Origin of the sequence: Kribbella sp. DT2 (assembly GCF_049844575.1) — a bacterium.
Taxonomy (GTDB): Bacteria; Actinomycetota; Actinomycetes; order Propionibacteriales; family Kribbellaceae; genus Kribbella.
Map to the genome: position 1 here is coordinate 683,814 of NZ_JBNCLH010000003.1, position 25,578 is coordinate 709,391.

At 70.2% G+C, this 25,578-nt stretch carries 22 protein-coding genes; 12 read left to right on the forward strand and 10 right to left on the reverse strand.

Annotated elements, in window-relative coordinates:
- Nucleotides 1-39 precede the first annotated feature (39 nt).
- Genes ACLQ2O_RS16565 through ACLQ2O_RS16575 form a run of 3 tightly spaced genes read right to left on the reverse strand, consistent with a single transcriptional unit; the run spans nt 40 to nt 2,488 of the window.
- The gene (locus ACLQ2O_RS16565) at nt 40-825 is read right to left on the reverse strand and encodes an amino acid ABC transporter ATP-binding protein (protein WP_425832122.1); all 786 of its coding nucleotides are present in this window, start codon (nt 823-825) and stop codon (nt 40-42) included.
- Nucleotides 825-1,646 carry an amino acid ABC transporter permease gene (locus ACLQ2O_RS16570; protein ID WP_425832124.1) on the reverse strand — a complete coding sequence of 274 codons (822 nt, stop codon included), beginning with the start codon at nt 1,644-1,646 and terminating at the stop codon, nt 825-827. The genes ACLQ2O_RS16565 and ACLQ2O_RS16570 overlap by 1 nt, the downstream gene beginning before the upstream one ends.
- Nucleotides 1,643-2,488, reverse strand: a complete 846-nt coding sequence (locus ACLQ2O_RS16575) for an ABC transporter substrate-binding protein (protein ID WP_425832126.1) — start codon at nt 2,486-2,488, stop codon at nt 1,643-1,645. The genes ACLQ2O_RS16570 and ACLQ2O_RS16575 overlap by 4 nt, the downstream gene beginning before the upstream one ends.
- 303 nt (nt 2,489-2,791) lie before the next feature.
- Here ACLQ2O_RS16575 and ACLQ2O_RS16580 point away from each other — a divergent pair, with 303 nt between their 5' ends.
- The 7 genes from ACLQ2O_RS16580 to ACLQ2O_RS16610 all read left to right on the forward strand — a co-directional run bounded on the left by ACLQ2O_RS16580 (nt 2,792) and on the right by ACLQ2O_RS16610 (nt 9,014).
- The gene (locus ACLQ2O_RS16580) at nt 2,792-3,991 is read left to right on the forward strand and encodes an NAD(P)-dependent malic enzyme (protein ID WP_425832128.1); all 1,200 of its coding nucleotides are present in this window, start codon (nt 2,792-2,794) and stop codon (nt 3,989-3,991) included.
- A gap of 239 nt (nt 3,992-4,230) precedes the next feature.
- Nucleotides 4,231-4,824, forward strand: coding sequence for a DUF1349 domain-containing protein (locus tag ACLQ2O_RS16585; RefSeq protein WP_425832130.1), 594 nt, complete (start codon nt 4,231-4,233; stop codon nt 4,822-4,824).
- Between the two features lie 66 nt (nt 4,825-4,890).
- The gene (locus tag ACLQ2O_RS16590; RefSeq protein ID WP_425832132.1) at nt 4,891-5,859 is read left to right on the forward strand and encodes a zinc-binding dehydrogenase; all 969 of its coding nucleotides are present in this window, start codon (nt 4,891-4,893) and stop codon (nt 5,857-5,859) included.
- Entirely contained in the window at nt 5,860-6,387 is a 528-nt protein-coding gene (locus ACLQ2O_RS16595; RefSeq protein WP_425832134.1) for a GNAT family N-acetyltransferase, read from the forward strand.
- Between the two features lie 88 nt (nt 6,388-6,475).
- Nucleotides 6,476-7,351, forward strand: coding sequence for an AurF N-oxygenase family protein (locus tag ACLQ2O_RS16600; RefSeq protein WP_425832136.1), 876 nt, complete (start codon nt 6,476-6,478; stop codon nt 7,349-7,351).
- Nucleotides 7,352-7,399: 48 nt separating this feature from the next.
- On the forward strand, nt 7,400-8,581 hold the full coding sequence (locus ACLQ2O_RS16605; RefSeq protein WP_425832138.1) for an FAD-dependent oxidoreductase: 1,182 nt from the start codon (nt 7,400-7,402) through the stop codon (nt 8,579-8,581).
- A 136-nt stretch (nt 8,582-8,717) separates the two neighbouring features.
- On the forward strand, nt 8,718-9,014 hold the full coding sequence (locus ACLQ2O_RS16610; RefSeq protein WP_425832140.1) for a WhiB family transcriptional regulator: 297 nt from the start codon (nt 8,718-8,720) through the stop codon (nt 9,012-9,014).
- Between the two features lie 59 nt (nt 9,015-9,073).
- Here the strand turns inward: ACLQ2O_RS16610 and ACLQ2O_RS16615 are convergent, their stop codons facing one another.
- Nucleotides 9,074-10,300 carry a sodium:proton exchanger gene (locus ACLQ2O_RS16615; RefSeq protein ID WP_425832142.1) on the reverse strand — a complete coding sequence of 409 codons (1,227 nt, stop codon included), beginning with the start codon at nt 10,298-10,300 and terminating at the stop codon, nt 9,074-9,076.
- Nucleotides 10,301-10,414: 114 nt separating this feature from the next.
- Here ACLQ2O_RS16615 and ACLQ2O_RS16620 point away from each other — a divergent pair, with 114 nt between their 5' ends.
- Nucleotides 10,415-10,768: an ArsR/SmtB family transcription factor gene (locus ACLQ2O_RS16620; RefSeq protein ID WP_425832144.1), complete on the forward strand. Its 354-nt coding sequence runs from the start codon at nt 10,415-10,417 to the stop codon at nt 10,766-10,768.
- 209 nt (nt 10,769-10,977) lie between these two features.
- Nucleotides 10,978-12,276: a multidrug effflux MFS transporter gene (locus tag ACLQ2O_RS16625; RefSeq protein ID WP_425832146.1), complete on the forward strand. Its 1,299-nt coding sequence runs from the start codon at nt 10,978-10,980 to the stop codon at nt 12,274-12,276.
- Nucleotides 12,277-12,284: 8 nt separating this feature from the next.
- On the opposite strand, the gene ACLQ2O_RS16630 is transcribed toward ACLQ2O_RS16625, so the two are convergent.
- Genes ACLQ2O_RS16630 through ACLQ2O_RS16640 form a run of 3 tightly spaced genes read right to left on the reverse strand, consistent with a single transcriptional unit; the run spans nt 12,285 to nt 17,045 of the window.
- Complete coding sequence (locus ACLQ2O_RS16630; RefSeq protein WP_425832148.1) at nt 12,285-13,001, reverse strand: AAA family ATPase; 717 nt, start codon at nt 12,999-13,001, stop codon at nt 12,285-12,287.
- Between the two features lie 20 nt (nt 13,002-13,021).
- On the reverse strand, nt 13,022-13,198 hold the full coding sequence (locus ACLQ2O_RS16635) for a DUF6104 family protein (RefSeq protein ID WP_012922754.1): 177 nt from the start codon (nt 13,196-13,198) through the stop codon (nt 13,022-13,024).
- A 1-nt stretch (nt 13,199) separates the two neighbouring features.
- Nucleotides 13,200-17,045 carry a multifunctional oxoglutarate decarboxylase/oxoglutarate dehydrogenase thiamine pyrophosphate-binding subunit/dihydrolipoyllysine-residue succinyltransferase subunit gene (locus ACLQ2O_RS16640; RefSeq protein WP_425832150.1) on the reverse strand — a complete coding sequence of 1,282 codons (3,846 nt, stop codon included), beginning with the start codon at nt 17,043-17,045 and terminating at the stop codon, nt 13,200-13,202.
- A 609-nt stretch (nt 17,046-17,654) separates the two neighbouring features.
- Here ACLQ2O_RS16640 and ACLQ2O_RS16645 point away from each other — a divergent pair.
- The 3 genes from ACLQ2O_RS16645 (at nt 17,655) to ACLQ2O_RS16655 (ending at nt 22,188) form a co-directional block, all read left to right on the forward strand.
- Complete coding sequence (locus tag ACLQ2O_RS16645; protein WP_425832152.1) at nt 17,655-18,326, forward strand: FadR/GntR family transcriptional regulator; 672 nt, start codon at nt 17,655-17,657, stop codon at nt 18,324-18,326.
- A gap of 154 nt (nt 18,327-18,480) precedes the next feature.
- Nucleotides 18,481-20,061 (forward strand): ATP-binding cassette domain-containing protein, encoded by a 1,581-nt coding sequence (locus ACLQ2O_RS16650; RefSeq protein WP_425832154.1) that lies wholly within the window; start codon nt 18,481-18,483, stop codon nt 20,059-20,061.
- Between the two features lie 843 nt (nt 20,062-20,904).
- Nucleotides 20,905-22,188 carry a neutral zinc metallopeptidase gene (locus ACLQ2O_RS16655; RefSeq protein ID WP_425832156.1) on the forward strand — a complete coding sequence of 428 codons (1,284 nt, stop codon included), beginning with the start codon at nt 20,905-20,907 and terminating at the stop codon, nt 22,186-22,188.
- A gap of 6 nt (nt 22,189-22,194) precedes the next feature.
- Here ACLQ2O_RS16655 and ACLQ2O_RS16660 read toward each other — a convergent pair whose 3' ends face one another.
- The 3 genes from ACLQ2O_RS16660 to ACLQ2O_RS16670 all read right to left on the reverse strand — a co-directional run bounded on the left by ACLQ2O_RS16660 (nt 22,195) and on the right by ACLQ2O_RS16670 (nt 25,390).
- Entirely contained in the window at nt 22,195-23,157 is a 963-nt protein-coding gene (locus tag ACLQ2O_RS16660; protein ID WP_425832158.1) for an aldo/keto reductase, read from the reverse strand.
- 167 nt (nt 23,158-23,324) lie between these two features.
- Nucleotides 23,325-24,077, reverse strand: a complete 753-nt coding sequence (locus ACLQ2O_RS16665; protein WP_425832160.1) for an SDR family NAD(P)-dependent oxidoreductase — start codon at nt 24,075-24,077, stop codon at nt 23,325-23,327.
- A complete protein-coding gene (locus tag ACLQ2O_RS16670; protein ID WP_425832162.1) occupies nt 24,074-25,390 on the reverse strand; it encodes an L-fuconate dehydratase in 1,317 nt (438 codons plus the stop codon). The genes ACLQ2O_RS16665 and ACLQ2O_RS16670 overlap by 4 nt, the downstream gene beginning before the upstream one ends.
- Nucleotides 25,391-25,578 lie beyond the last annotated feature (188 nt).

Genomic DNA, 25,578 nt, shown 5'->3' on the forward strand with positions numbered 1-25,578 from the left:
AGTGACGGCCGGTCCCCGCAGCGGGGACCGGCCGTCGGGTCAGCTCGGCTCGACGTGGGTCGGGTTGAGCACCCGGCGCAGGAAGTCCTGCGTGCGTTGCTGCTGCGGGTTGCCGATCACCTCGGCCGGCGGGCCCTGCTCGACGATCACGCCGCCGTCCATGAACACCACCCGGTCGGCCACCTCGCGGGCGAACGCCATCTCGTGGGTGACCACGAGCATCGTCATCCCGTCCAGGGCGAGCTTGCGCATCACCGTCAGGACGTCGCCGACCAGCTCCGGGTCGAGCGCCGAGGTCGGCTCGTCGAACAGCATCAGCGCCGGGTCCATCGACAGCGCCCGCGCGATCGCGACCCGCTGCTGCTGACCACCGGACAGCTGCATCGGGTACGCCGTGACCTTGTCGTCCAGGCCGACCCGGGACAGGTTCGACCGGGCGATCTGCTCGGCCTCGGAGGCCTTGCGCTTCAGCACGGTCGTCTGGGCGACCATGCAGTTGGCCAGCGCCGACAGGTGCGGGAACAGGTTGAACTGCTGGAACACCATGCCGATCCCTTGCCGGGCCGCGTCCAGGTGGCAGTCGCGGTCGGTGATGTCCTCACCGCGAACGATCACCTGCCCCTCCTGCGGGACCTCGAGCAGGTTGACGCAGCGCAGCAGCGTCGACTTGCCCGAGCCGGACGGACCGATCACGCAGACGACCTCGCCCTGCTCGACGGTGAAGTCGATACCGCGCAGGACGTGGTTGCTGCCGAAGGACTTGTGCAGATTCTTGATTTCCACCGACTGGGGCGGTGGGGTGGGAAATGTATCTTGCACAGCCATCAGCGGGCCCTCGCAGCCTTCGCCTCGAGCCGACGGACCACGAGGCCCAGCGGCAGCGTGATGACCAGGTAGCAGAACCCGGCCGTGACCAGCGGGGTCAGGTTCGAGTACGTGTTGGCCAGGTCCCGGCCGAACCCGGTCAGCTCGTACGCCGACGCCGTCGTACCGATGATGAACACCAGCGACGAGTCCTTCACCAGCAGGATCAGGTCGTTGGTCAGCGGCGGCAGCACGATCCGGAACGCCTGCGGCAGCACGATCTTGCGGGTCGCCAGGCCCGGCGGCATGCCGAGCGAACGGGCCGCCTCGACCTGTCCCTTCGGCACCGCCTGGATGCCGGCCCGGATCACTTCGGCCATGTAGGCCGCCGCGACGATGCCGAGCGCCAGCCAGACCGTGCCGTACGGGTCGAGCGGGATGGTCATGCCCTCGAAGGCCAGCGGCAGCAGGCTGAACGCGATGAACACCACGATCGCCGGCAGCCCGCGGAAGAACTCGATGTAGGCCGTCGAGATCCACCGGTACGGGCCGACGCTGGACAGCCGCATCAGCGCCAGCAGCGTGCCGCCGAGCAGACCGATCACGAACGCGCCGGCCGTGTACTCGAGCGTCTTCACCAGCGCGGTCAGCAGACCGTCCGCGAAGGCCGACTTGATGTACTCGGGCTTGAAGAAGACGCTGGCGATCTGGCCCCAGTCGGCGGACAGCGCCGCGACCACGACCAGCACGATCAGTACGGCGTACTGGATCCAGCGGGAGCGCTGGGACCGCTGCCGCGGACTCAGGCCCTTACGGACGACCGTGTCGTTGGGTGTGCTCACTTCTTCGGCTCAACCCCGAACCACTTCTTGTAGATCTCGTTGTACTTGCCGTCGCCCTGCGCCGCGGTCAGCAGGGTGTTGAACTTCTCCACCAGCTTCGGGCCGCTGCCGTCCTTGAGCGCGCCGAAGCCGTACTGCTCACCGGTGTCGAACTCGGCGACCACCGCGGTGTCCGGGTTCTCCTTGACGAAGTCGTAGAGCACGCCGTTGTCGTTGATGCCGGCATCGACCCGGCCGGACTTGACGTTGTTCTCCTGCAGCGCGAGGTCGTTGAACACGACCACCTCGAAGCCGATCTTCTTGCCCTGCTCGGTGGCGAAGTCCTTGCCGGTGGTGTCGGCCTGGACCCCGACCTTCTTGCCCTTCAGGTCCTCCAGCGTCTTGTACGGCGCGTCCTTCTTGGTCAGCAGCACCTGGGTGGCGTCCATGTACGGCGCGGTGATGCTGATCGCGGCCTGGCGCGACTTGGTGATCGTCATCGCGCCCATGCCGACGTCGCACTTCTTGGCCTGGAAGGCGGCACCGGAGGTGACCTGCGCCCACTCGATGTTGACCACCTCCTGCTCGAGCCCGAGGTCCTTGGCCAGCAGGTCCAGCAGGTCGACGTCGAAGCCGACCACCTTGGTGCCGTCCTTGTACTGGAACGGCTTGTACGGCAGGTGCGTGCAGATCGTCAGCTTGCCCGGCTTCACCAAGGTGATACCGGCAGCCTTGGCCTTGTCCTCGCTCCCACCGCTGCCCGAGTCGTCGCTGCCGCACGCGGAGAGAGCGAGCGCGAGCGCGGCGACCGTTGCGGTGGCGGCCGCGAAACGACGTTGACGGAGGGTGGAGACGATGTTCATCGCGAAAACTCCTCGACACTGGTTGTAGTCGTCCTGCCGGACGTTACCGGTCAGGATTCCCGCATCCTGACACAGCAGGCAGTGCGCTGTCGGCCGGTAACCGTCGCCGAGACTCGATCGTCACCCCGCTGTTGCCGTGTGGGGGACCTCACGGATCAGACCACTGCGCCCTGTGGTTTACTCGTGGCGACGGGTGACCCCCTGGCAACGGCGCCGTTCGACGCACCCTCATCGAACCGCCACCTCGTACACGTTCCGCACACGCCTCGCCCGCTGTCCGCCGGGCTGACGAAGGGTCTCCTCATGGTTGCCGAAGCCGTTCCCTCCGAAACTCCTGTCGACCCGTACGCCGGTGACCCGGTCTTCGAGCTGCACCGCGGCGGCAAGATCGAGGTCACGTCCTCGATCCAGGTCCGCGACGCCGACGACCTGTCGATGGCCTACACGCCGGGCGTGGCCCGCGTCTGCACCGCGATCCACCAGGACCCGTCGCTGGTCCGCACCTACACGTGGAAGTCGAACGTGGTCGCGGTGGTGACCGACGGGACCGCCGTCCTGGGTCTGGGCGACATCGGGCCGGCCGCGGCGCTGCCGGTGATGGAGGGCAAGGCCCTGCTGTTCAAGGAGTTCGGCGGCGTCGACTCGGTGCCGATCGCGCTGGACTGCACCGACGTCGACGAGTTCGTCGACACGGTCGCGCGGATGGCGCCGACGTTCGGCGGCATCAACCTGGAGGACATCTCCGCGCCGCGCTGCTTCGAGATCGAGCGGCGGCTGAAGGAACGGCTCGACATCCCGGTCTTCCACGACGACCAGCACGGTACGGCGGTCGTCGTACTGGCTGCGCTGCGGAACGCGCTGCGGGTGACGGGCAAGTCGATCTCCGACATTCGCGTGGTGATCTCCGGCGCCGGCGCGGCCGGGGTCGCCTGCGCGCGGATCCTGCTGCAGGCGGGCGTCGGTGACCTCGCGGTGGTCGACAGCAAGGGCGTCCTGCACGAGGACCGCCCCGACCTGAGCCCGGTCAAGCTGTCCCTGGCGCGCGACACGAACACCGCGCAACTGTCCGGCCGCCTGATCGACGCGCTGGACGGCGCGGACGTCTTCCTCGGCGTCTCCGGCGGCACGGTCCCCGAGGAAGCGATCGCCCGGATGGCCCCCGACGCGATGATCTTCGCCCTGGCCAACCCGAACCCGGAGGTCCACCCCGACCTCGCCCACCGCTACGCCGCCGTCGTCGCCACCGGCCGCTCGGACTTCCCGAACCAGATCAACAACGTGCTCGCCTTCCCCGGCATCTTCCGAGGCGCCTTCGACGCGAACGCCAGCCGGATCACCGAGGGCATGAAGTTGGCCGCCGCCGAGGCGCTGGCCGGCCTGATCACCGACGACGACCTGCGCCCGGACTACATCATCCCGTCCCCCTTCGACAAGCGCGTCGCCCCCGCCGTGGCAGCCGCCGTCGCCGCAGCCGCCCACCAGGACGGCGTCGCCCGCGCCTGACGCGGGACCTCGGACACGTACGCGGGACCTCGCCACCCGCGCGGGGCCTCGGGCAGCAAGGCGGGGCCTCGGACACGTACGCGGGACCTCGCCACCCGCGCGGGGCCTCGGGCAGCATGTCGGGGCCTCGGACACGTACTGGGGACCTTGAACACCAACGCGGGACCTCGGACAGGTTATGACTTGTCCGAGGTCCCGCTTTCTTGTTCACGGTCCCGGTGCGCGGCTAGGGTCTTCGGGTGGAGAACCGGCGTGCGATCGAGTGGTCCGAGGCGGCGTGGCTGAACGCACCGGACGGTGTGCTTGCTGATGGCAACGACCTGGTGGTGACCGCGCGGGAGGGGAGTGACTTCTGGCGGACCACCAGTTACGGGTTCGTGCACGACGACGGGCATGCCCTGCTGACGGACTTTCCGGTCGGTACGGCGATCGAGGTCGGGTTCGTGGCCGCTTTCGAGGAGTTGTACGACCAGGCCGGTGTGCTGATTCGGGTCGACGAGGAGAACTGGATCAAGGCCGGGGTGGAGTTCACCGACGGGGCTCCGCAGTTGGGGGCCGTGGTGACGCGCGGGGTGTCGGACTGGTCGATGGCTCCGGTGGCGGAGTGGGCCGGGCGTGAGGTGACGATCCGCGTGAGCCGGTCGGGCGATGCCGTGGCGGTGCGGGCGCGGGTGGAGGACGAGCCGTGGCGGATGGTTCGGCTGGCGCCGTTGGATCCTGGTGCGGAGGTTGCGGCGGGGCCGATGTGCTGTGCGCCGACGCGGAGCGGGTTGAAGGTGCGGTTCACGTCGTACGCCGTGACCGCCGCGGACGAAGGGTTGCACGCGGACTGACCCGGTGGCGCGGGCCCGGTGACGTTGCTAACTGACGAGGTGCGGACCACCGCTTAGTGTGGGCTCATGCTTGCTGCCTACGCCGCCAAGTTCAACGCCGACGACCCGGTGTCCGCGCTCGAGGTCGGGGAGCGGCCGGATCCGGTGGCTCCGGACGGGTGGGTGACGATCGACGTGAAGGCGTCGGCGCTGAACCACCACGACCTGTGGTCGTTGAAGGGTGTCGGCCTGGCGGAGAAGAGCCTGCCGATGATCCTCGGCTGCGACGCCGCGGGCATCGACCCGGACGGCAACGAGGTGGTCGTGCACGCGGTCATCTCCGACCCGTCCTGGAAGGGCGACGAGACGCTCGACCCGAAGCGCTCGCTGCTGAGCGAGCGGTACCAGGGAACGCTCGCCGAGAAGGTCGTCGTCCCGGCGGGCAACGTTGTACCGAAGCCGGCCGGGCTGAGCTTCGAGCAGGCTGCGTGCCTGCCGACGGCGTGGCTCACGGCGTACCGGATGCTGTTCACGCAGTCCGGCCTGAAGCCGGGCGACACCGTGCTGGTGCAGGGCGCCGGCGGCGGCGTCGCGACCTCGCTGATCACGCTGGCGCGCGCGGCCGGGATCCGGGTCTGGGCGACCAGCCGGGACGAGGCGAAGCGGGCCAAGGCGCTGGAGATCGGTGCGCACGACGTCTTCGAGTCGGGCGCACGCCTTCCCGAGCGCGTGGACGCGGTGATGGAGACCGTCGGCGAGGCGACCTGGTCGCACTCGCTGAAGTCGCTCAAGCAGGGCGGCACGGTGGTGATCTCCGGCGCGACGTCCGGTCAGGCGCCGAAGTCGGCCGAGCTGAACCGGATCTTCTTCCTCCAGCTGCGGATCCAGGGCTCGACGATGGGCACCCGGCAGGAGCTGGCCGAGCTGGTCCGGTTCATGGCGAACGCGGGCATCTCGCCGCACATCGACACCACGCTGCCGCTGTCCGACGCCCGCACGGGCTTCGCGAAGATGAACGAGGGCGACGTCTTCGGCAAGATCGTTTTCACGGTCTAGATGGACATTGAGATCCGTCGCGCCACCGTCGAGGACGCCGAGGCCGGCGCGTGGTGTCACCTGCTGTGCTGGCAGGAGGCGTACGCCGACCTGCTGGACCCTCAGCGGCTGAAGGAGAAGACCGACCCGGCCGGCATCGGCCGTCGTACCGAGCGCTGGGTCGGCGCGATCGAGGCCGGTGTGGTCCGCTGGCTCGCGTTCAACCCGGGGAAGGACGTACCGATCCACGACCGCGTGATCGGTTTCTCGTCACCCGGCCCCGGCCGTGACGACGACGCGCCGACCCCGCTCGAGCTGTACTCCGTCTACGCGCGGCAGGCCTGGTGGGGGACCGGCCTCGGCCAGCGCCTCATGGACGTCGCGATCGGGCGGGAAGCGGCGAGCCTGTGGCTGCTCGAGGGCAACGACCGCGCACTGGCCTTCTACCGGCGCAACGGCTTCGTCGAGGACGGCGCCCGGGTGGACGAGGAGTACTTCGGCGTCCCCGAGATCCGGATGGTCCGGCCCGCCCAGAAGCCCGCCCGATAGCCCGTCCGAACAGCCGGCCGCGCAGCTCTTGCGGATCGATACATCACTCATGTTACATTGAGAATGTATCGATTCCCGGAGGTGCGTCATGCACGGCACGGACGAAACCGCACAACGCCTGCTCGCCTCGGCGGCGCAGCTGTCCCGCGACCCGGAGACCGAGATCGACTGGGACGCCCCCGTCGGCGACGGCTACGGCCTGAGTCCCGAGTGGAGCACGCTCTACGGCACGCCGTACTGGGACGAGCTGACCGAGCCGCAGCGCCGCGCGCTGACCAAGCACGAGGCCGCGTCGGTCGCCTCGACCGGGATCTGGTTCGAGCTGATCCTGCAGCAGATGATCCTCCGCGACGTGTACGACGAGAGCCCGGCGAGCGCGGAGTTCCAGTGGGCGCTGACCGAGATCGCCGACGAGTGCCGGCACTCGATCATGTTCGCCAAGGCCTCCGCCCGGCTCGTCGACGACCGCTACCGGCCGGGGCTGCTGGCCCGTGAGCTCGGCCGCGGCTTCAAGACCGTCGCGACCGGCGCCACGGCGTACGCCGCGATCCTGGTCGCCGAGGAGGTCCTCGACGTGATGCAGCGTGACTGGATGCGCGACCGCCGGGTCGCGCCGCTGGTCCGCACGGTGAACCACATCCAAGTCGTCGAGGAGTCGCGGCACATGGTGTTCGCCCGCGAGGAGACCCGGGACCGGATCGCCACCGCCGGGCCGGTACGGCGCCAGGTCAGCGCGCTGGTGATCGCGCTGGCCGCGGACATGATCGTCAGCAGCATGGTCAGCCCGGCCGTCTACCGCAACGCGGGCCTCGACGTCGGGAAAGCTGTCACGATGGCCCGCGGCAACGAGCACCACCGGTCGCTGCTGCGGTCGAGTTGCGCGAACCTGATGGACTTCCTCGCCGAGGTCGGTCTGCTGACGCCGGCCGCGCGGCGGGTCTACCGGCGGACCGGGCTGCTCTGACATGCCCCGCGCCGGTTGTTGTCGCTCCGCGGATGGGGGTGCGTCGGCGTGACGTACGCGATCAGCGGGGACTGCTGCTCGGACGCGAGCTGCGTCGCGGTGTGCCCGATGAACTGCATCCACCCGTCGCCGGGGGAGCCGGGCTTCGGGACGACGGACGGCCTGTTCGTCGACCCGCGGACCTGCATCGACTGCGGCGCCTGCGCCGACATCTGCCCGGTGGACGCCGCCAAGCCGGCTGACCGCTCGGCGGCGGTCGACGTACAGCTGAACGCGTCGTACTACAAGGAGCGCCCGCTGCTCGACGGGCTCGACCTGGACAGCTGGGAGCCGCCGCGCTTCGACCGCTGGTCCGACGGGCCGCGGCGGGTCGCGGTGGTCGGGGCGGGCCCGGCTGGGATGTACGCGACGCGCGAGCTGCTGCAGCGCAGCACGGCTGAGGTGACCTTGTTCGACCGGCTGCCGGTGGTCGGCGGCCTGGCGCGGTACGGCGTCGCGCCGGACCATCCGCTGACGAAGCAGATCGTGGAGACCTTCGAGCGGATCACCGCGCACCCGCGGGTCCGCTGGCGGCCCAGCACGTCGGTGAGCGTGGCGGAGCTCGAGGGCCGGTACGACGCGGTCGTGCACGCGTCCGGCGCGTACGAGAGCCGCCGGCTGGGGCTTCCCGGTGAGGTGACGGCGGACGAGGTCGTTGCCTGGTACAACGAGCGGCCCGGCGCCCGGCGACCGGAGCTGAAGGGGCCCAGGGCAATCGTCGTGGGCAACGGCAACGTCGCACTGGATCTCGCCCGCCTCCTGATCACGCTCAGCGGCACAGGCATCACCGAAGTGGTGGTGGTCGGGCGCAGAGGGCCGGAAGCTGCTGCTTACACCGCTTCGGCGTACCGGGAAGTCGAGCACACCAAGGGCATCGTCTTCCGCTACAACACCATGCCTGCCGAGTGGACCGACCGCGGCCTGACCACCACCGCCGGCGAGACCATCCCGGCCGGCACCCTGATCACCGCGATCGGCTTCACCGCCCGCCCGATCCCCGGCCTGCCCTTCGACGAGCTCCGCGGCGTCGTACCGAACGTCAACGGCGCGGTCGTCGGGCGGCCCGGCCACTTCGTCACCGGCTGGATCAAGCGCGGCGCCCAGGGCGGGATCGGCGTCAACAAGGCCTGCGCCCAGGAGACCGTGCGCACCCTGCTCACCGAGGCGCCGGTGTCAGCGGCACTGATGTGACACCTCTCGGCTTGTGACGTTTCATGCCTGAAACATTGGCGTCGCACCGGGGCAACGACCGAGGCTCAAGCTGTGAGTGGCGCGGGAAACCCCCGCGGACTCGATCCGCCCGATCGAACGACGAGCAGGAGTGCCCATGAGGCCGACCTTGACGGTGATCGCCGACCCCGCCGACCGCTGGATGTCGAAGGCCGCGTGCGTCGGCATGTCACCGGCGTACGACGAGACCGCGACCCAGTGGGAGCAGCGCAAGGCGCAGGCGATCTGCCTGACCGCGTGCCCGGTGCTGGAGGAGTGCCGCGCGTGGGCCCGGCGGACCAAGTTCACCGGCACGGCCGCGGGGGAGAAGTTCCTGGACGGGCGCCGCCGGGGCCGCCCCGGCCCGACCGAGCGCCGCCGTACGGTCACCGTCGAGGAGCAGCAGGCCAGCTGACCCGATCAACGCCGAAGGGCCCGCGGACGAGCTGTCCGCGGGCCCTTCGGCGATCGGTCTCAGACCTCGACCAGCTCGCGGTCGTCGTCCTTCTTCCGCGTCCGGCGGAACGGGCCGGTCAGCGTCGGGATGATCTCCCGCCGGTGGTGCACGAACGCGGCGATCGCCAGCACGGCGTACACGCCGGAGATCACGTACCGCCCGGTCTGCCCCGGTACGGCGAACTGCACCGCGAACAGCCCCAGCAGCGTCCAGGCCGCCCAGCGCGGGAAGCGCAGCGCCAGCAGGATCGCGATGCCCAGCATCGTCTGCGTCGCGGTCAGCAGGAACTCCTCGACCTGCCGCCCGTCCAGCTGCAGCGCCGGGCCGCCGCCACCGATGCCGTAGGCGATCGGGAGGCTGCCGATCAGCAGGGTCCACTGGTTCACCTTCGCGGAGATCAGCAGGCCGATCGCGGCCGCGCCCTTACCGCGCCAGGCGAACAGCAGCGCCACGATGAACTCCGGCGCCTCGGACGCCAGCGGGGCCAGCCACTGCACCAGCAGGAACTGGTCGATGCCCAGCGCGTGACCGCCCTCGACCAGCGAGTTGGCGAACGGCTCGGCCGAGAAGAGGATGACCGTGGCGGCCGCCGCGAACATGGCGATCACCGTGATCCGGCGCTGCACCTTCGGCAGGCTGCCGATCCGCGCGGCCGGGCCGACCAGGTCGGGCTCGTCGCCGTGCTCGCTGGCCGCGGCGCGCCACAGGTAGTAGGCGAAGAAGGCCAACAGTCCGATGCCGAGCACCAGGTGGATCTGGCCGGTCAGCGGGATGACGAACGCGACCACACCGGCGATCAGCAGGAAGCCGAGCTCGCGCTTGTAGCCCGAGTCGAGCACCAGGGCCTTGACTGTGCGGCCGCTGCGCTTGCTGGCGACGTACAGGCTGACCAGTACGACGCTGGACCAGCCGAGGCCGAGCAGGAGGCGGTTGGAGCCGGTCATGTTGGCCGCGGCGTACTGGACGTACTCCGGGTTGCTGCCGGCGGTGTGGGCGAAGTAGAGGTCGACCGCGTACTCCGGGAGGACCGCGATCACGGCGAGCAGGGCGATCGCCAGCCCGCCGGAGATGTCCATCTCGGCGGCCTCGGCGGCCCAGGCCAGGACGAACGACGCGGCGACCACGCCGAGACCGAAAACCAGGATGCCGATCGGGGCGAAGGGGTGCGTTCCGGTGACCCGCAGGACGATCGCGGGGATCGCCACGGCGAGGAGGAGCAGCACGGGGCGGAGGGCTCTTGCCATGGTTTTAGCCTGCCACCGTTTCGATACTTTCGCAATTGCGAAAGTGTGAGACCGTGCTCACCCTCGGCCTGCCGCCTCCCCAGGAGCCGGAACACGCGTCACAATGACCGCGAGATGACGACCTTTCCCGAACCGACGAGGGCTCAGCTGGAATCCGCCGCCGGCACCTTCGCGATGCTGTCCGCCCCCGTGCGGCTGCACCTGGTCGCACTGGCGGCCCAGGGAGAGTACGACGTGGGCACGCTGGCCGACCGCGTCGGAGTGAGCATCGCGACCGCCAGCCAGCACCTCGGCAAACTCCGCCTGGCCGGCATCATCACCGCCCGCCGCGAGGGCCGCCGCCACATCTACACCGTCGACGACCCGCACGTGCTCAACCTGGTCGACCAGATCTTCGAACACATCGCCCCAGACGGCTCACTGGCCCCCGACCCACCCCTGCGCCGCAAACCACCCCACGCCGACTGACCGCCCGCTACGCGGGCGGGACTGGTGGGGAAGGAATCGGGGGAGGGGGAGCCGGGCCGCCCCGCCTGCGCTTCGCGCGGCTCGGAGGGCCCCGTGGTCCGCAGGGTGGATCGTGGGTGGGGGTGGGAATAGGTCGCCGGGGCGGGCCGTTGTCGTTGGCTGGCGACAGTGACGTCGCGCCCTGCTCGTCCGCCGATCACGAGGAACCCATGGCGATCTCCGATGCTCCGACCTCGCCCGCTTCGACTGATTCCCCGACGGTGGCCGCCGACGGCCCGGTGCGCCCGATGGGCCGGCTGCGGCTGGTGCTGACGCTGGGCTTCATCGTGGCGCTCGGCCCGCTCACCATCGACCTGTACCTGCCGGCGCTGCCGTCCATCACCACCGACCTCGCGGCGTCCGAGACGGCGGTTCAGTTCACCCTGACCGGCACCTTCGCCGGACTCGCCCTCGGGCAGTTGCTGGTGGGTCCGCTCTCCGACAGCACCGGCCGCCGACTGCCGTTGATCGCCGGAGCGGGGCTGCACGTGCTGGCCTCCGTGCTCTGCGCGGTCGCTCCGAACGTCGAGACGTTGTCGGTGTTCCGGGTCCTGCAGGGCGTCGGTGCCGCCGCGGGGTCCGTGGTCGCGCTGGCGATCGTCCGTGACCTGTACGTCGGCCGCGCGGCCGCGACCCTCCTGTCGCGGCTGATGCTCGTCATCGGCGTCGCGCCGGTGTTCGCCCCCACCGTTGGTGGCGCCCTGCTGGTGGCGCTGCCGTGGCAGGGCCTGTTCGTCGTACTGGCCGTGCTCGGCATCTTGCTGATGCTCCTGGTGGCGTTGACGCTGCCCGAGACCCTGCCGCCTGCCAAACGCCGGCCGTTCGGGCTGGCCGAGATCGCTCGCACGGCCGGACAGCTGGTCCGCGACCGCGTCTTCGTCGGGCTCACTCTCGTCGCCGGCCTGGCGATGACCGGCGTGTTCGGGTACGTCGCCGGAGCGTCGTTCGTGTTCCAGGAGCAGTTCGGTGTGAGCAGCCAGACCTTCGGGCTGCTGTTCGGCGTGGGCGGGCTGCTGCTGATCGCCGCGACCCAGCTCAACCCGGTGCTGCTGAAGCGATGGGAGCCTGAGCAGGTGCTCACCGCGGGCGCGGTCCTCGCCGCACTGGCAGGGGTCGCGCTGCTGCTGACCGCGACCCTGAACCTGGGCGGCCTGGTCGGCATCCTCGTCCCGGTCTGGGCGGCGCTGTTCGCCGCCAGTCTGGCCCTTCCCAACGCGCCGGCGCTGGCGCTGTCGCGCCACGGCGAGGCGGCGGGCACCGCGGCGGCCCTGCTGGGCGCTGTCCAGTTCGGGATCGGCGCGGTCGCCGCACCGATGGTCGGTGCCCTCGGCACCGACGCGGTCGCGATGGCCGTGGTGATGTCCGCCGGCTTGGCGTTGTCCCTGGTCACCCTGCTCGTCGTGGTCAGGCCCTGGCAGCGGGAGTTCATGCCGGAGGTGGCGAACCAGCCGGTCGTGGTCGTTCACTGAGCAGCGGCTCAGAGAATGTGCCGTAGGTACTGCTCGGGGTGCCGCAGATAGGCACGCCAGTTCTGCACCAGCTCGAGGTCGTCCCAGACCGTCCGGCGGATGCCCCAGTCGCCGACCTCCAGGATCGTCGCGCCCGGCAGCGCGGCGATCACGGGGGAGTGGGTCGCGCATAGCACCTGCGAGCCGCTGTCGGCGAGCTGCTTCAGTACGCCGACCACTGCCAGGCTGGACGAGAAGGACAGTGCCGACTCGGGCTCGTCCAGGCAGTAGAAGCCGCGGCGGGTGAACCGGTCCTCGATCAGCGAGAGGAAGCTCTCGCCGTGACTCATCTCGTGGAACACCGGCTCGGGACCGCCGGGGTTCTGCTCGAGGTAGGTGTAGAAGTTGTGCATCGTCTCGGCCCGCAGGAAGAACCCGCGCCTCGGCGCACCCGCACCCCGCGTCAGCACCAGATCGTCCGACAGCGACGACTCGGTCGCCCGCGTGGTCAGCCGGGCGCCGGTCGACCCGCCTTCCGGTGACATCCCGAACGCGACCGCCACAGCTTCCACCAGCGTCGACTTGCCGGCGCCGTTCTCCCCGACCAGGAACGTGACACCGGGCCCGAGGTCGAGCCCCTCGGTCAGCAGTTGCCGCACAGCGGGGATGGTGTGGGGCCACGGCCCGGACGGCGAAATGCCCTCCGCCGCGGCCACCCGGCGTACGGGGTGGTCGGCGAAGGGCATTCGCTCACACTACAAAACGATCAGTCGTCCTCGTCGTCGAGCCGGGCCAGCCAGGTGGCGAACCGCTCGATCGGCGTCTCGAACTCGGGGTTCAGGTCGACGAACTCGCGCAGCCTCTCGGCCACCCAGGCCAGCGAGACATCCTCCTCGCCACGCCGGCCCTCGAGCTCCTCGATCCCTCGGTCGGTGAAGTACACGTCAGCTGAACGCCTGCTTCAGCAGCGTCTGCTGCTCGGCGGTGTGCGCGCCCATCGAGCCCACCGACGTCGCCGACATGGCCGGCCGGGACACCCGGTAGAACGGCTTGCCGCCCAGGTGCTCGGTCAGGTTCAGCGCCATGAACGGCCACGGGCCCTGGTTGGACGGCTCGTCCTGCACCCAGCGGACCTCGGTCGCGTTCGGGTACTTGGCGAGCTCCGCCTTGATCTCCTCGGCCGGCAGCGGGTAGAGCTGCTCGACCCGGATCACCGCGGTGCTGATCTTGTCGGTCTCGGTCTTCTTCCGCTCCGCGAACAGGTCGTACGCGATCCGGCCGGACGACAGGATGACCCGCTCGACGGTCGCCGCGGTGGCCTCGGCCTCCGCGTCGCCGAGGATCGGCCGGAACGTGCCGCTGGTCAGCTCCTCGGGCTGCGACACCGCTTCCTTGCGCCGCAGCAGCTGCTTCGGCGTGAAGACGATCAGCGGGTTGTGCTCCTCCTGCAGCGTGTGGCGCCGCAGCAGGTGGAAGTACGACGCGGGCGTGGACGGCTGTGCCACGGTCATCGCGTTCTCCGCGCACAGTGCCATGAAGCGCTCGATGCGGGCGGACGAGTGGTCCGGTCCCTGACCCTCGTAGCCGTGCGGCAGCAGCAGTACGACGCCGGACTTCTGACCCCACTTCGCCTCACCGGCCGAGATGTACTCGTCGATGATCGACTGGGCGCCGTTCACGAAGTCCCCGAACTGCGCTTCCCACAGCACGAGCGCGTCCGGCCGCGCCACGGAGTAGCCGTACTCGAAGCCGAGCGCGGCGTACTCGCTGAGCAGCGAGTCGTAGACGTAGAAGTTCGCCTGCTCCTCGCCGAGGTTCTGCAGCGGGACGTGGTCCTGACCGTTGACCCGGTCGATGACCGCCGCGAACCGCTGCACGAACGTGCCGCGACGGCTGTCCTGACCGGCCAGGCGGACCGGGCGACCGGCCAGCAGCAGCGAACCGAACGCCGTCATCTCCGCGCTGGCCCAGTCGACCGGGCCCTGCGTGATCGCGGCGGCGCGACGCTGCAGCTGCGGCATCACCTTCGGGTGCGCGGTGAAGCCCTCCGGCAGCGTGGTGTACGCGTCGGCGATCTTCTTCAGCACCTCCGGCGTGGTCGCGGTCGCGTCCGGGCCCTCCGGCTTGTCCGGGTAGACCGGGACCGTGACGTACGGCGCCGGGGTGTCCGGCTGGCTCTTCGCCTCGCGGACCTCGGTGAACACGCGCTCCAGCCGCTGCTGGAAGTCGCGCATCGCCTGCTCGGCCTCCTCGACCGTGATGTCGCCACGGCCGATCAGGGCCTCGGTGTAGAGCTTGCGCACCGAACGCTTCTGCTCGATCAGGTCGTACATCAGCGGCTGGGTGAACGACGGGTCGTCGCCCTCGTTGTGACCGCGGCGGCGGTAGCAGACCAGGTCGATCACGACGTCCTTGTTGAACGCCTGGCGGTACTCGAAGGCCAGGTCGGCGACCCGGACGCAGGCCTCGGGGTCGTCGCCGTTCACGTGGAAGATCGGCGCCTGGACCATCCGCGCGACGTCGGTGCAGTACATCGAGGAGCGCGACGAGGCCGGCGAAGTGGTGAAGCCGACCTGGTTGTTGACGATCACGTGGATCGTGCCGCCGGTACGGTACCCGCGCAGCTGCGACAGGTTCAGCGTCTCGGCCACGACGCCCTGGCCCGCGAAGGCCGCGTCACCGTGCACCAGCAGCGGCAGCACCGGGAAGGCGGCGCCCTGGTCGAGGATGTCCTGCTTGGCCCGGACGATGCCCTCGAGCACCGGGTCGACGGTCTCCAGGTGCGACGGGTTGGCCGCCACCGACACCTTGATCTTGTCGCCGAACTCCGAGACGAACTCGCCCTCGGCGCCCAGGTGGTACTTGACGTCACCGGAGCCCTGGACCGTGCGCGGGTCGATGTTGCCGTCGAACTCGCGGAAGATCTGGCCGTACGACTTGCCGACGATGTTGGCCAGCACGTTCAGCCGGCCGCGGTGCGCCATGCCGATCACGACCTCGTCCAGACCGGCGCCGGCGGCTTCCTCGCACAGCTCGTCCAGCAGCGGGATCGTGGTCTCGCCGCCTTCCAGGGAGAACCGCTTCTGGCCGACGTACTTGGTCTGCAGGAAGGTCTCGAACGCCTCGGCCTCGTTCAGCTTGGCCAGGATCCGCAGCTGCTCCTCGCGCGGCGGCTTGGTGTGCGGCCGCTCGATCCGCTCCTGCAGCCACTTGCGCTGCTCGGGGTCCTGGATGTGCATGTACTCGATACCGGTGGTGCGGCAGTACGAGTCGCGCAGGATGCCGAGGATCTCGCGCAGCTTCATGAACCGGCGGTCGGTCGCGGCCCCGAACGAGCCGGTCGCGAACTCGCGGTCCAGGTCCCACAGCGTCAGGCCGTGGGTCGCGACGTCGAGGTCGGGGTGGCTGCGCTGCTTGTACTCCAGCGGGTCGGTGTCGGCCATGATGTGGCCGCGCACGCGGTAGGCGTGGATCAGCTCCAGGATCCGGGCCTGCTTGCTGATGTCCTCCTCGTGGCTGTGCGGGAGGTCGGCGGCCCAGCGGATCGGCTCGTACGGGATCCGCAGGCTCTGGAAGATCTCGTCGTAGAAGCCCTCGGCGCCGAGCAGCAGCTGGTGCAGGCGGCGCAGGAACTCACCCGACTGCGCACCCTGGATGATCCGGTGGTCGTACGTCGAGGTCAGCGTCATCACCTTGCTGACCGCGAGCTTGGCCATCGTCTCCTCGGCCGCGCCCTGGTACTCCGTCGGGTACTCCATCGCGCCGACGCCGATGATGCAGCCCTGGCCGCTCATCAGCCGCGGCACCGAGTGCTGGGTACCGATCGTGCCGGGGTTGGTGAGGCTGATCGAGGTGCCCTGGAAGTCCGGCAGCGCGAGCTTGTTGTCGCGGGCCCGGCGGACGATGTCCTCGTAGGCCATCCAGAACTCGGCGAACGTCATCGACTCGGTCGCCTTGATCGACGGCACCAGCAGCTGGCGGGTGCCGTCCGGCTTCTGCATGTCGATGGCCAGGCCGAGGTTGATGTGCTCGGGCTGGACCAGCGTCGGCTTGCCCTCGGTCTCGTCGTACGACGCGTTCATCTCCGGCAGCGTCTTGAGCGCCTTGACCAGCGCCCAGCCGACCAGGTGGGTGAACGAGATCTTGCCACCGCGAGCGCGCTTGAGGTGGTTGTTGATGACGATCCGGTTGTCGATCAGCAGCTTGACCGGCACCTGGCGGACGCTGGTCGCTGTCGGGACCTGGAGGCTGGTCTCCATGTTCTGGGCGGTCCGGGCCGGGGCACCCCGCAGGATCCTGCGCTCCGCGTCCGTGCTGGTCGCGGGAGCGGGCTTGGGCTGCGCTGCGGGCGGTTGGTTCACCGTTCCTCCGGTCGGGGCGCCGCCGGCCGCGGGCGCGGTCTGCTGCTGGGCCGCTGCTGCGGGCTTGGTCTGGGCTGGCTGGTCCTTGCTCTGGGTCGCCGTCGAGGCCGTGTTGGCCGTCGAGGCGGGGGCCGGGGCCGTCGTGGCGGCCTGCGCCGCCGGCGCGCTCGAGGCCGGTGCGGTCGCCGCCGTACCTCGGGCCGGTGCTTCCGGGGTCTTGTTCTCGGACACCGCATCGGGTCGGGGAGCGTCGGACGGGGCGGTGTTCACCGGCTTCGCGTCACCCGGGCTGTATTCCTTGAAGAAGTCGAGCCAGGCCGGATCCACCGACTTGGGATCCTGCTGGTACTTCTCGTACATCTCGTCGACCAGCCATTCGTTCGCTCCGAAGGCTGCAAGGGGATTTGTGTCTGATGGCTCGGTGGCCACTGGGCAGTTCGCCTCTTCCGATTGCGGGTCCGGTACCACTGTTATGACTACGGGAGTTATGGGGCTGCTCCCGAGGCAAGGCTAATAGCAGCGGCAAGACATCTACAGCCCGGGACCACCGGACCAGTGTGTCGAGTGGTTCCGCCACCGTGGGTTGATCGTTCGCGCCCTGGAACACCTGCGTTTCGGGTGTTTCAGCGTTGTTGCCCGCGGCGCCGCTCCTGACACCTGGCTCGGGCCCGGGCCGGACTGCGGGACGCGTTGCAGCGGTGGGGTTCCAGGCGTGGATCGAGGCCTTTCCGGAGTGCTCACTACGCCTGAGTGCCCACTGTATGCAACTGCGCGCTCGCCCCTGGTGATGACCGAGCGTACGCAAAAATGTGGCCAACGTCACGCAGCGGATCAGTCCAGTTCTCATTGATTGGCCAGCCCGCGGACCAGCTTGAGGCCGGACGGGGCGACGCCGTTCGGTACCGAGCGACAGGACATGTCGGCGAAATCGCTTCCCGGCCGCTCGGCGTGAGCGGGGATCGGGGACCGGGCGGGGAGACTTCCTGTCGTTCGGTACGGCAGCGCCAGGGTGGGCGACCGCGGCGGCATACTGATCCGATGGCGCTGACGGATGAGGCGATCGTCAAGATCAAGGAGATGATCACCTCCGGCGAGCTGGGCCCGGGGGACCGGCTGCCCAAGGAGGCGGACCTGGCCGCCCGGCTCGGTCTGTCGCGCAACTCGCTGCGCGAGGCGGTGAAAGCGCTGACGCTGGTCAACGTGCTCGACGTACGGCACGGCGACGGCACGTACGTGACCAGCCTGACCTCGGCGCACCTGCTCGACGCGCTCAGCTTCATGGTCGACCTGCACCGCGACGACTCGGTCCTGCAGTTCTTCGAGGTACGCCGGCTGCTCGAACCCGGCGTCGCCGCCCTGGCCGCGTCCCGGATCTCGCCGGAGCAGCTGGCCAACCTGCGGCTGCTCACCAGTGACCTGTCGCCGTCCGCCGACGTCGACGCGCTGGTCGAGAACGACCTGCGCTTCCACCGCGGCATCGCCGAGGCGACCGGCAACGCCGTCGTCTGCTCGCTGCTCGACGGCGTCTCGGGGGCCACCCAGCGCGCCCGCATCTGGCGCGGCGTCACCCAGGCGGGCGCCGTCGAGCGGACGCTCGCCGAGCACACCGCCATCCTGGACGCCCTCGAGCAACGCGACGCCGAGGCCGCCCGCGCCTGGATGACCGCCCACATCGCGGGCGTCGAGTCCTGGCTCCGCAAGGCGCCGTAAAACAGTTGGCCCGGGCTGATCCGGCTGGCTAGTCTTGTGGTGTCTTGTCGTCCAGGTCAGGGGTGCGGGTTGAACAACTGAGATCTCTCTTCAGCAGCGGTTGATCGCCACCGGTCGGTGCGCGGTCTCGTTCGAGATCTCGGAGTACCACCTGATGCTTGCCTCTTTGACGTGTAACGACCTCACTTTCGCCTGGCCCGACGGCGACGTGCTGTTCGACGGGCTCTCCTTCGCCGCCGGACCGGCGCGCTCGGGACTCGTCGGCCGCAACGGCGCCGGCAAGTCGACGCTGCTGCGGCTGATCGCGGGACGACTGACGCCGCAGCGTGGATCGATCCGGGTCAGCGGCGAGCTCGGGTACCTGCCGCAGGACCTCACCCTCGACACCTCGCTGCGGGTCGACGCCGCGCTGGGCATCGCGGACGTCCGGGCGGCGATCGGCGCGATCGAGTCCGGCGACGCCTCCGAGGCGAACTTCGCCCGGGTCGGCGACGAGTGGGACGTCGAGGAGCGCGCCCTGGCGCTGCTCGGCCGGCTCGGCCTGGGCGCGATCGACCTGGACCGTTCGGTCGGCGAGCTGTCCGGCGGCGAGACGATCCTGCTCGGCCTGGCCGCCGAGCTGCTCCGCCGCCCCGACGTCCTGCTGCTCGACGAACCCACCAACAACCTCGACCTGCGCGCCCGGCGGCACCTGTACGACGCGGTGGACGCGTTCCGGGGCGCGCTGCTCGTGGTCAGCCACGACCGCGAGCTGCTCGACCGCGTCGACCAGATCGGGGACCTGCGCAAGGGCGACCTGACCTGGTACGGCGGCAACCTCACGGCGTACGAGGAAGCCGTCGCCGTCGAGCAGGACGCGGCCGAGCGGATGATGCGATCCGCCGATGCCGACGTACGGCGGCAGAAGCGGGAACTGATCGAGGCACGGACGAAGATCGAGCGCCGCCAGGCGGGTGGGCGTCGTGCGTTCGAGTCCGGCAGCGTGGCCAAGATGGCGGCCGGCGCGATGAAACGCTCGTCGCAGGTCTCGGCCGGCAAGCACCTCGGCATGCACAGCGAGCGCCTCGACGCGGCCCAGGAGGCGCTGGCCGAGGCCGAGGAGAAGATCCACGACGACGACCACATCCGGGTGGACCTGCCCGACACCGCGATCCCCAACGGTCGCGTCGCCCTGCGCCTGCAGGACCTAAAGCTCCGCACCGGCCTGATCGCGAACCTGGAGATCCGGGGCCCCGAACGGATCGCCCTCACCGGCCCGAACGGCGCCGGCAAGTCCACCCTGCTGCACGCCGTCACCACCCTCGGCCTGCCCCTGGTCCCGGCCCGCCTCCTCCCGCAACGCCTCGACCTGCTGACCGACCACCTCTCCGTCGCCGAGAACCTGGCGATCCTTGCCCCCGGCACCGACAACAACGACCGCCGGGCCCGCCTGGCCCGCTTCCTCTTCCGGGGCCGAGCCGCCGACCAGCCCGTCAGCACCCTGTCCGGCGGAGAACGCTTCCGCGCCACCCTCGCCGCCCTGCTGCTGGCCGAGCCCCCACCCCAACTCCTCATGCTCGACGAGCCCACCAACAACCTCGACCTGGCGAGCATCACCCAACTCCAGGCAGCCCTGTCGTCGTACCAAGGCGCCCTGCTGGTCGCCAGCCACGACCTCCCGTTCCTGAAAGACATCGGCATCACCCGCTGGCTGTCCATCGAGAACAACCAGCTCCAAGAGATCGACCCCCTGTAACCATGCGCAGAGCAGGCAGCCTCCGCTGCATCCGCCGGGAACCCACCCAGACTCCCCAGCCACCCCGTACGGCGACCACAACCACACCCCACGGCCACAGGACCTGGCCGGTGGTCGCCCGCCCCCGCTACTCCCACCGAGGCCCCCGCTGAGGCGGTGAGCGGGGCCGGCCTGGCCCACCACACGCTGGTCTAGTCACACCCGTGTGCTCGAAGAGCGCCCACTCCAGACGGTTCGCCTCGTCATCCAACTCGGCGGACCACTGGTGCAGGCCTCGAAGTACGCCTCGTCTCCGTCCGTCCGCCTGGCTCCGTCCAGCTCGCCTTCCGGCCTCGTCCCGCCGGGCTCGTCCCGCCGGGCTCGTCGTTCCGGCCCGCGCCGGCCTCGGCCTAGGCCTGCCTGCCTGCCCGTCCGTCTGTCCGTCCGGCCCACCCGGTCCCGGCCCGCCCGGTCCTGGCCCGGCGGATTTGTGTTGCTTGGGGCAACGGTGGTGCGTTGTTCGACGACTGACGCGTTGTACGGCGTCAGTCGTCGAACAACGAAGCAGTCGACGGTCTGGACGAGGTTGGGAGCGGGGCGGGGCTGAGAGAGGACGGAACCGAGGGGGCAGAGGCGTGGTCGGGTGGAGGGCGAAGCCGGGGCAGGGACCGGCGAGGGCGGGCGAGGGCGGGCGAGGACGGGCGAGGACGGGCGAGGACGGGCGAGGACCGGCGAGGGCGGGCGAGGGCGGGCGAGGACAGGGGTGGGGCCGACGCGCGCTCGGGGTGTCGAGGGCTGGACCCTTGGGCTTCTACGCTTCGGGGGACCGGTTGTACGGGCCGGCTTACGGGTGGAGGAGCCGAGTTGTCTGGTCAGCAGTGGGGACCTCCTGGGCAGAACCCGCCGAATCAAGGGCCGCCGGCTGGGCAGCAGTGGGGGCCGCCTGCGGGACAGTACGGCCAGGGGACACCGCAGGGCATCGGCCCGTATCCGCCGCAGACGGCTGGGCAGTACCCGCCTCCTCAGGGGCCACCGCCGGGGCAGTACTACGGGCAGCAGGGGCCGTACGGGCCGCCGCCTGGCCAGTACGCCGGCCAGCAGTACGCCGGGTCGCCGTACGGGGCCGGGCAGCAGGGCTTCGGCTGGGGGCCGATGCCGCAGCCGCCGAAGAAGCGGCGAGGGTTGGGGCTGGTGGTGCTGGCTGTGGTGGGCGGGCTGGCCGTGCTGGCCGCCGTAGTGGTGGGGGTTGGGTTCTCGCTGACCGGGAAGGACGACTCGACGGCGACACCGCCGGTGGCGTCGCCGTCGTACGAGCCGACGGTGGAGGACAGCCCCACGGTGCCGACGGCAACTAGTGAGCCGCCGACGAGCGTGCCCGCGACGACGCGGCCGCCGACCAGTCCGCCGTCGCCGAAGCCGGCGCCGGTGTTGACGCCGTACCAGATCGCCGCGACGAACAAGCTGTACCGGACCGGCACGCAGGCATCGGTCGGCTGCCGCGAGTCGCGGGTCGGGCTCGGCAACCAGGCGAACTCGACGGCGTACTACCGCTCGTTGAAGGCCTGCCTGGACCGCGCCTGGCGGCGGCACGTGACCTCGGCGGGGTACCAGTTCCGGCCGCCGGGGCTGCTGACGATCGCGACCAACGGCAGCTCGCCCTGCGGCACGGCCATCGACGCGCTCGCCTTCTACTGCCCGTCGAACCACACGATGTACATGAAGGCCGACCTCGACATCCAGTACTGGAAGCAGTCGCAGACGTTCAGCCGGGCGGTGGCTTCGCACGCGGCGGCGCACGAGTACGGGCACGCCGTCCAGGAGCTGACCGGGATCCTCCAGGCGTCGCGGCGGCTCGGCTACAACGCGGCGACCCCGGCGCTCGAGCTGGAGATGCAGCGGCGCAAGGAGCTGCAGGCGTCCTGCTTCGGCAACCTGTTCCTCGGCGCCAACAAGGCCAGCTACGGCATCCGCGGCACGCTGCGCACCCAGTGGCTGTACGTCGTGAACAACACCGGCGACCGCCCCGAGCTCGGCGCCCGCGACCACGGCAGCACCCGCAACCACGGCATCTGGTCGCGACGGGCCTTCGACCGCCCGAACCTGGCCGTCTGCAACACCTTCACGGCCCCGTCGTCCCAGGTGAGCTGAGAGCCGCTACGGCGTCGGCGCGTCCTCGCGCAGCAGACCTGCCGACTTGAGGTCGGACCAGAAACCCGTCGGGACCTCGACGCGCGAGAGCGCTGCGTTGGCGTGGACCTCGGCCGCGGACCGGCAGCCGACAGCGATTCCCGCGACCGCCGGATGGAACACAGGAAAGGCCAACGCGGCCGACGGCAGTGTGATGCCGTGCGACTCGCAGACGTCCGCGAGCTGGTTGGCCTTGTCGATCAGTGCCTGGTCGGCGGGCGCGTAGTTGAAGGTGGCGTCCGACGCCGGCCGCGGCTGAGCCATCAGCCCCGAGTTGAAGACGCCGACGGCGATCACCTGCGTGTCGTTGTCCACACAAGCAGGCAGTACGTCGTCCAGCCCGTCGGGGTCGATCAGCGTGTACCGCCCGGCCAGCATGATCACGTCGACGTCGACCTCGCGGACGAAGCGCGTGAGCATCGCGGACTGGTTCATGCCGGAGCCGATCGCGCCGATCACACCCTGGTCGCGCAGCTCGATCAACGTCGGGAACGCGGTCGCGACGGCCTCCTCGTAGTGGTCGTCCGGGTCGTGCACGAACACGATGTCGAGCCGGTCGGTACCGATCCGGCGCAGCGAGTCCTCGATGCTGCGCAGCACGCCGTCGCGGCTGAAGTCCCAGCGGCGACGCCGCTTCGACGTCACCGCGAAGCCCTCGCCGTCGCCCTCCTCGGTGTCGGCCTCGTAGATGATCCGGCCGACCTTGCTCGACAGCGTGTACTCGTCGCGCGGCTTGCCCGCGAGCCCGGTGCCGAGCCGTTCCTCGGCCAGCCCGAGCCCGTAGTGCGGCGCGGTGTCGAAGAACCGCCAGCCCTCCTCCCACGCCGCCTCGACCGTCGCGACCGCGTCGGCGTCGGAGATCGGCGTGAACAGCCCGGCCAGCGGAGCACCGCCCAGCCCGATCCGCAGGTCCGTGGGGAAGATCTTCACGAGCACATCACCTTTCCACCGAAGGACAAAGCGAGAAAGACAGTACGCCGGTCAGCCGCGCGACGCTCGGCCCCGGCGGAGCCGGGGGAGGGGGAGGTTGGGGTCGGTCGAGCCGGGGCCCGGGGGCCGGGCCGGCTCGCGGCCGAGCCGCACGCCGCCGTACCGGCTCAGCTGGGCGGTGCAGGCAGCCGCAGATTCTGCATGCCGCCGTCGACCGCCAGCGCCGTACCGGTTGTCGAGCCCGACAACGGGCTCGCCAGGTACGCGATCGCCAGTGCGACCTCGTCCGCCGTCACCAGTCGTCCCATCGGCTGCCGTGCCTCCAGCGCCGCGCGCTCTGCCTGGGGGTCCGCGGCAACGTCCAGCAGCCGACCGACCCACGGCGTGTCCGCCGTACCGGGGTTGACGCAGTTGACCCGCACCCCCTCGCGCACGTGGTCAGCCGCCATCGCCATCGTCAACGCCAGTACGGCGCCCTTGCTGGCGCTGTAGACCGCCCGGTTCGGCAAACCGGCAGTCGCCGCGATCGAGCACGTGTTGACGATCGCCGCCGACGACGAGCGCCGCAGGTACGGCAGCACCGCCCGCGTCACCCGCGCGATCCCGACCACGTTCACGTCGAGCACGCGGTGCCACTCCTCGTCGTCGTTCGCCGTGACGTTGCCCTGGGCACCGATTCCGGCGTTGTTCACCAGGATGTCGATCCCGCCGAGCCGCAGCGCCGCCGAGGCGACCGCGTCGCGCACGGACTGGTCGTCGGTGACGTCGGCCGCGATCCCGGTCAGCGGCGCGGGCACGTCCGGCTTGAGGTCGAAGACCACCACCTCGGCACCTCGCGCGGCCAGCTGAGTTGCGGCGGCCAGGCCGATCCCCGACGCGCCACCGGTCACCACGGCCTTCAGGCCGGCGAAATCCGTCACTTCGACTGCTCCTTCGATTCGGTCCAGACCTTGCCCGCGGGGAACCGGAAGTCGCGCAACGTGCCGGCCTCCATCTCCGCGCTGTACCCGGCCCGCGTCGGCACGACGTAGTGCCCCGCCTCGATCACGACCGGGTCGAGAAAGTGCTCGTGCAGGTGGTCGACGTACTCGATCACCCGCTGGTCCGTACTACCACTGACCGCGACCAGGTCGAACATCGACAGGTGCTGGACCAGCTCGCACAGCCCGACCCCGCCGGCGTGTGGGCACACCGGTACGCCGAACTTCGCGGCCAGCAGCAGGATCGCGATGTTCTCGTTCACCCCGGCCACGCGGGCGGAGTCGATCTGCACGAACGCCAGCGACCCGGCCTGCAGCAGCTGCTTGAACACGACCCGGTTCTGCACGTGCTCGCCGGTGGCGACCCGGATCGGCGCGATCCCGCGCGCGATCGCGGCGTGCCCGAGGATGTCGTCGGGGCTGGTCGGTTCCTCGACCCACCACACGTCGTACGGCGCCAGCGCCTGCACCCAGGCGATCGCGTCGGCGACGTCCCAGCGCTGGTTGGCGTCGATCGCGATCCGGATGTCCGGCCCGACGGCCTCGCGGGCGAGCCGCATCCGGCGGATGTCGTCGTCGAGGTTCGCGCCGACCTTCAGCTTGATCTGGGTGAACCCGTCGGCGACCGCCTCGCGGCAGAGCCGGACCAGCTTCTCGTCGTCGTACCCGAGCCAGCCGGGCGTCGTCGTGTACGCCGGGTAGCCGCGCTCGCGCAACTGCTGCTCGCGCTCGGCGCGGCCCGGTTCGGCCTTGCGGAGGATCTCCAGCGCCTCGTCGCGGGTGAGCGCGTCGGTCAGGTAGCGGAAGTCGACCAGGTCGACGATCTGCTCCGGGCTCAGGTCGGCCAGCAGCTTCCACAGCGGGACGCCGGCCCGCTTGGCGGCCAGGTCCCAGACCGCGTTGACGACCGCGCCGATCGCCATGTGCATGACGCCCTTCTCCGGGCCCAGCCAGCGCAGCTGCGAGTCGTGCACGAGCGACTTCCAGAACCCGCCGAGGTCGGCCAGCGTCGCGTCGACGTCGAGCCCGGCGACGTGGTCGCGCAGCGCCTCGATCGCGGCGGTCTGCACGTCGTTGCCGCGGCCGATCGTGAACGCGAAGCCGTGGCCCTCGAGCCCGTCGCCGGCGTCGGTGCGCAGGATCAGGTACGCCGCGGAGTAGTCCGGGTCGGCGTTCATCGCGTCGGAGCCGTCCAGGTCCCGCGAGGTGGGGAAGCGGACGTCGTACGTCTCGAACTCGGTGAAACGCGGCATGGAGGACCCGTTCTTGGTGCGGAGGCGGAACGCAAAAGACTGCTGGTCAGAGATCCTATAGGATATGTGGCTCGCTCGTCACGGGTTTCCCGGAGTGGTTCAGGTCGACCGGTTAGAGTCGGCGACGTGGCGGACGAGGCGACGGGGGCGGGTGTGCTGCGGCTGGGCCGGCGCGAGTTCGGGCCGGG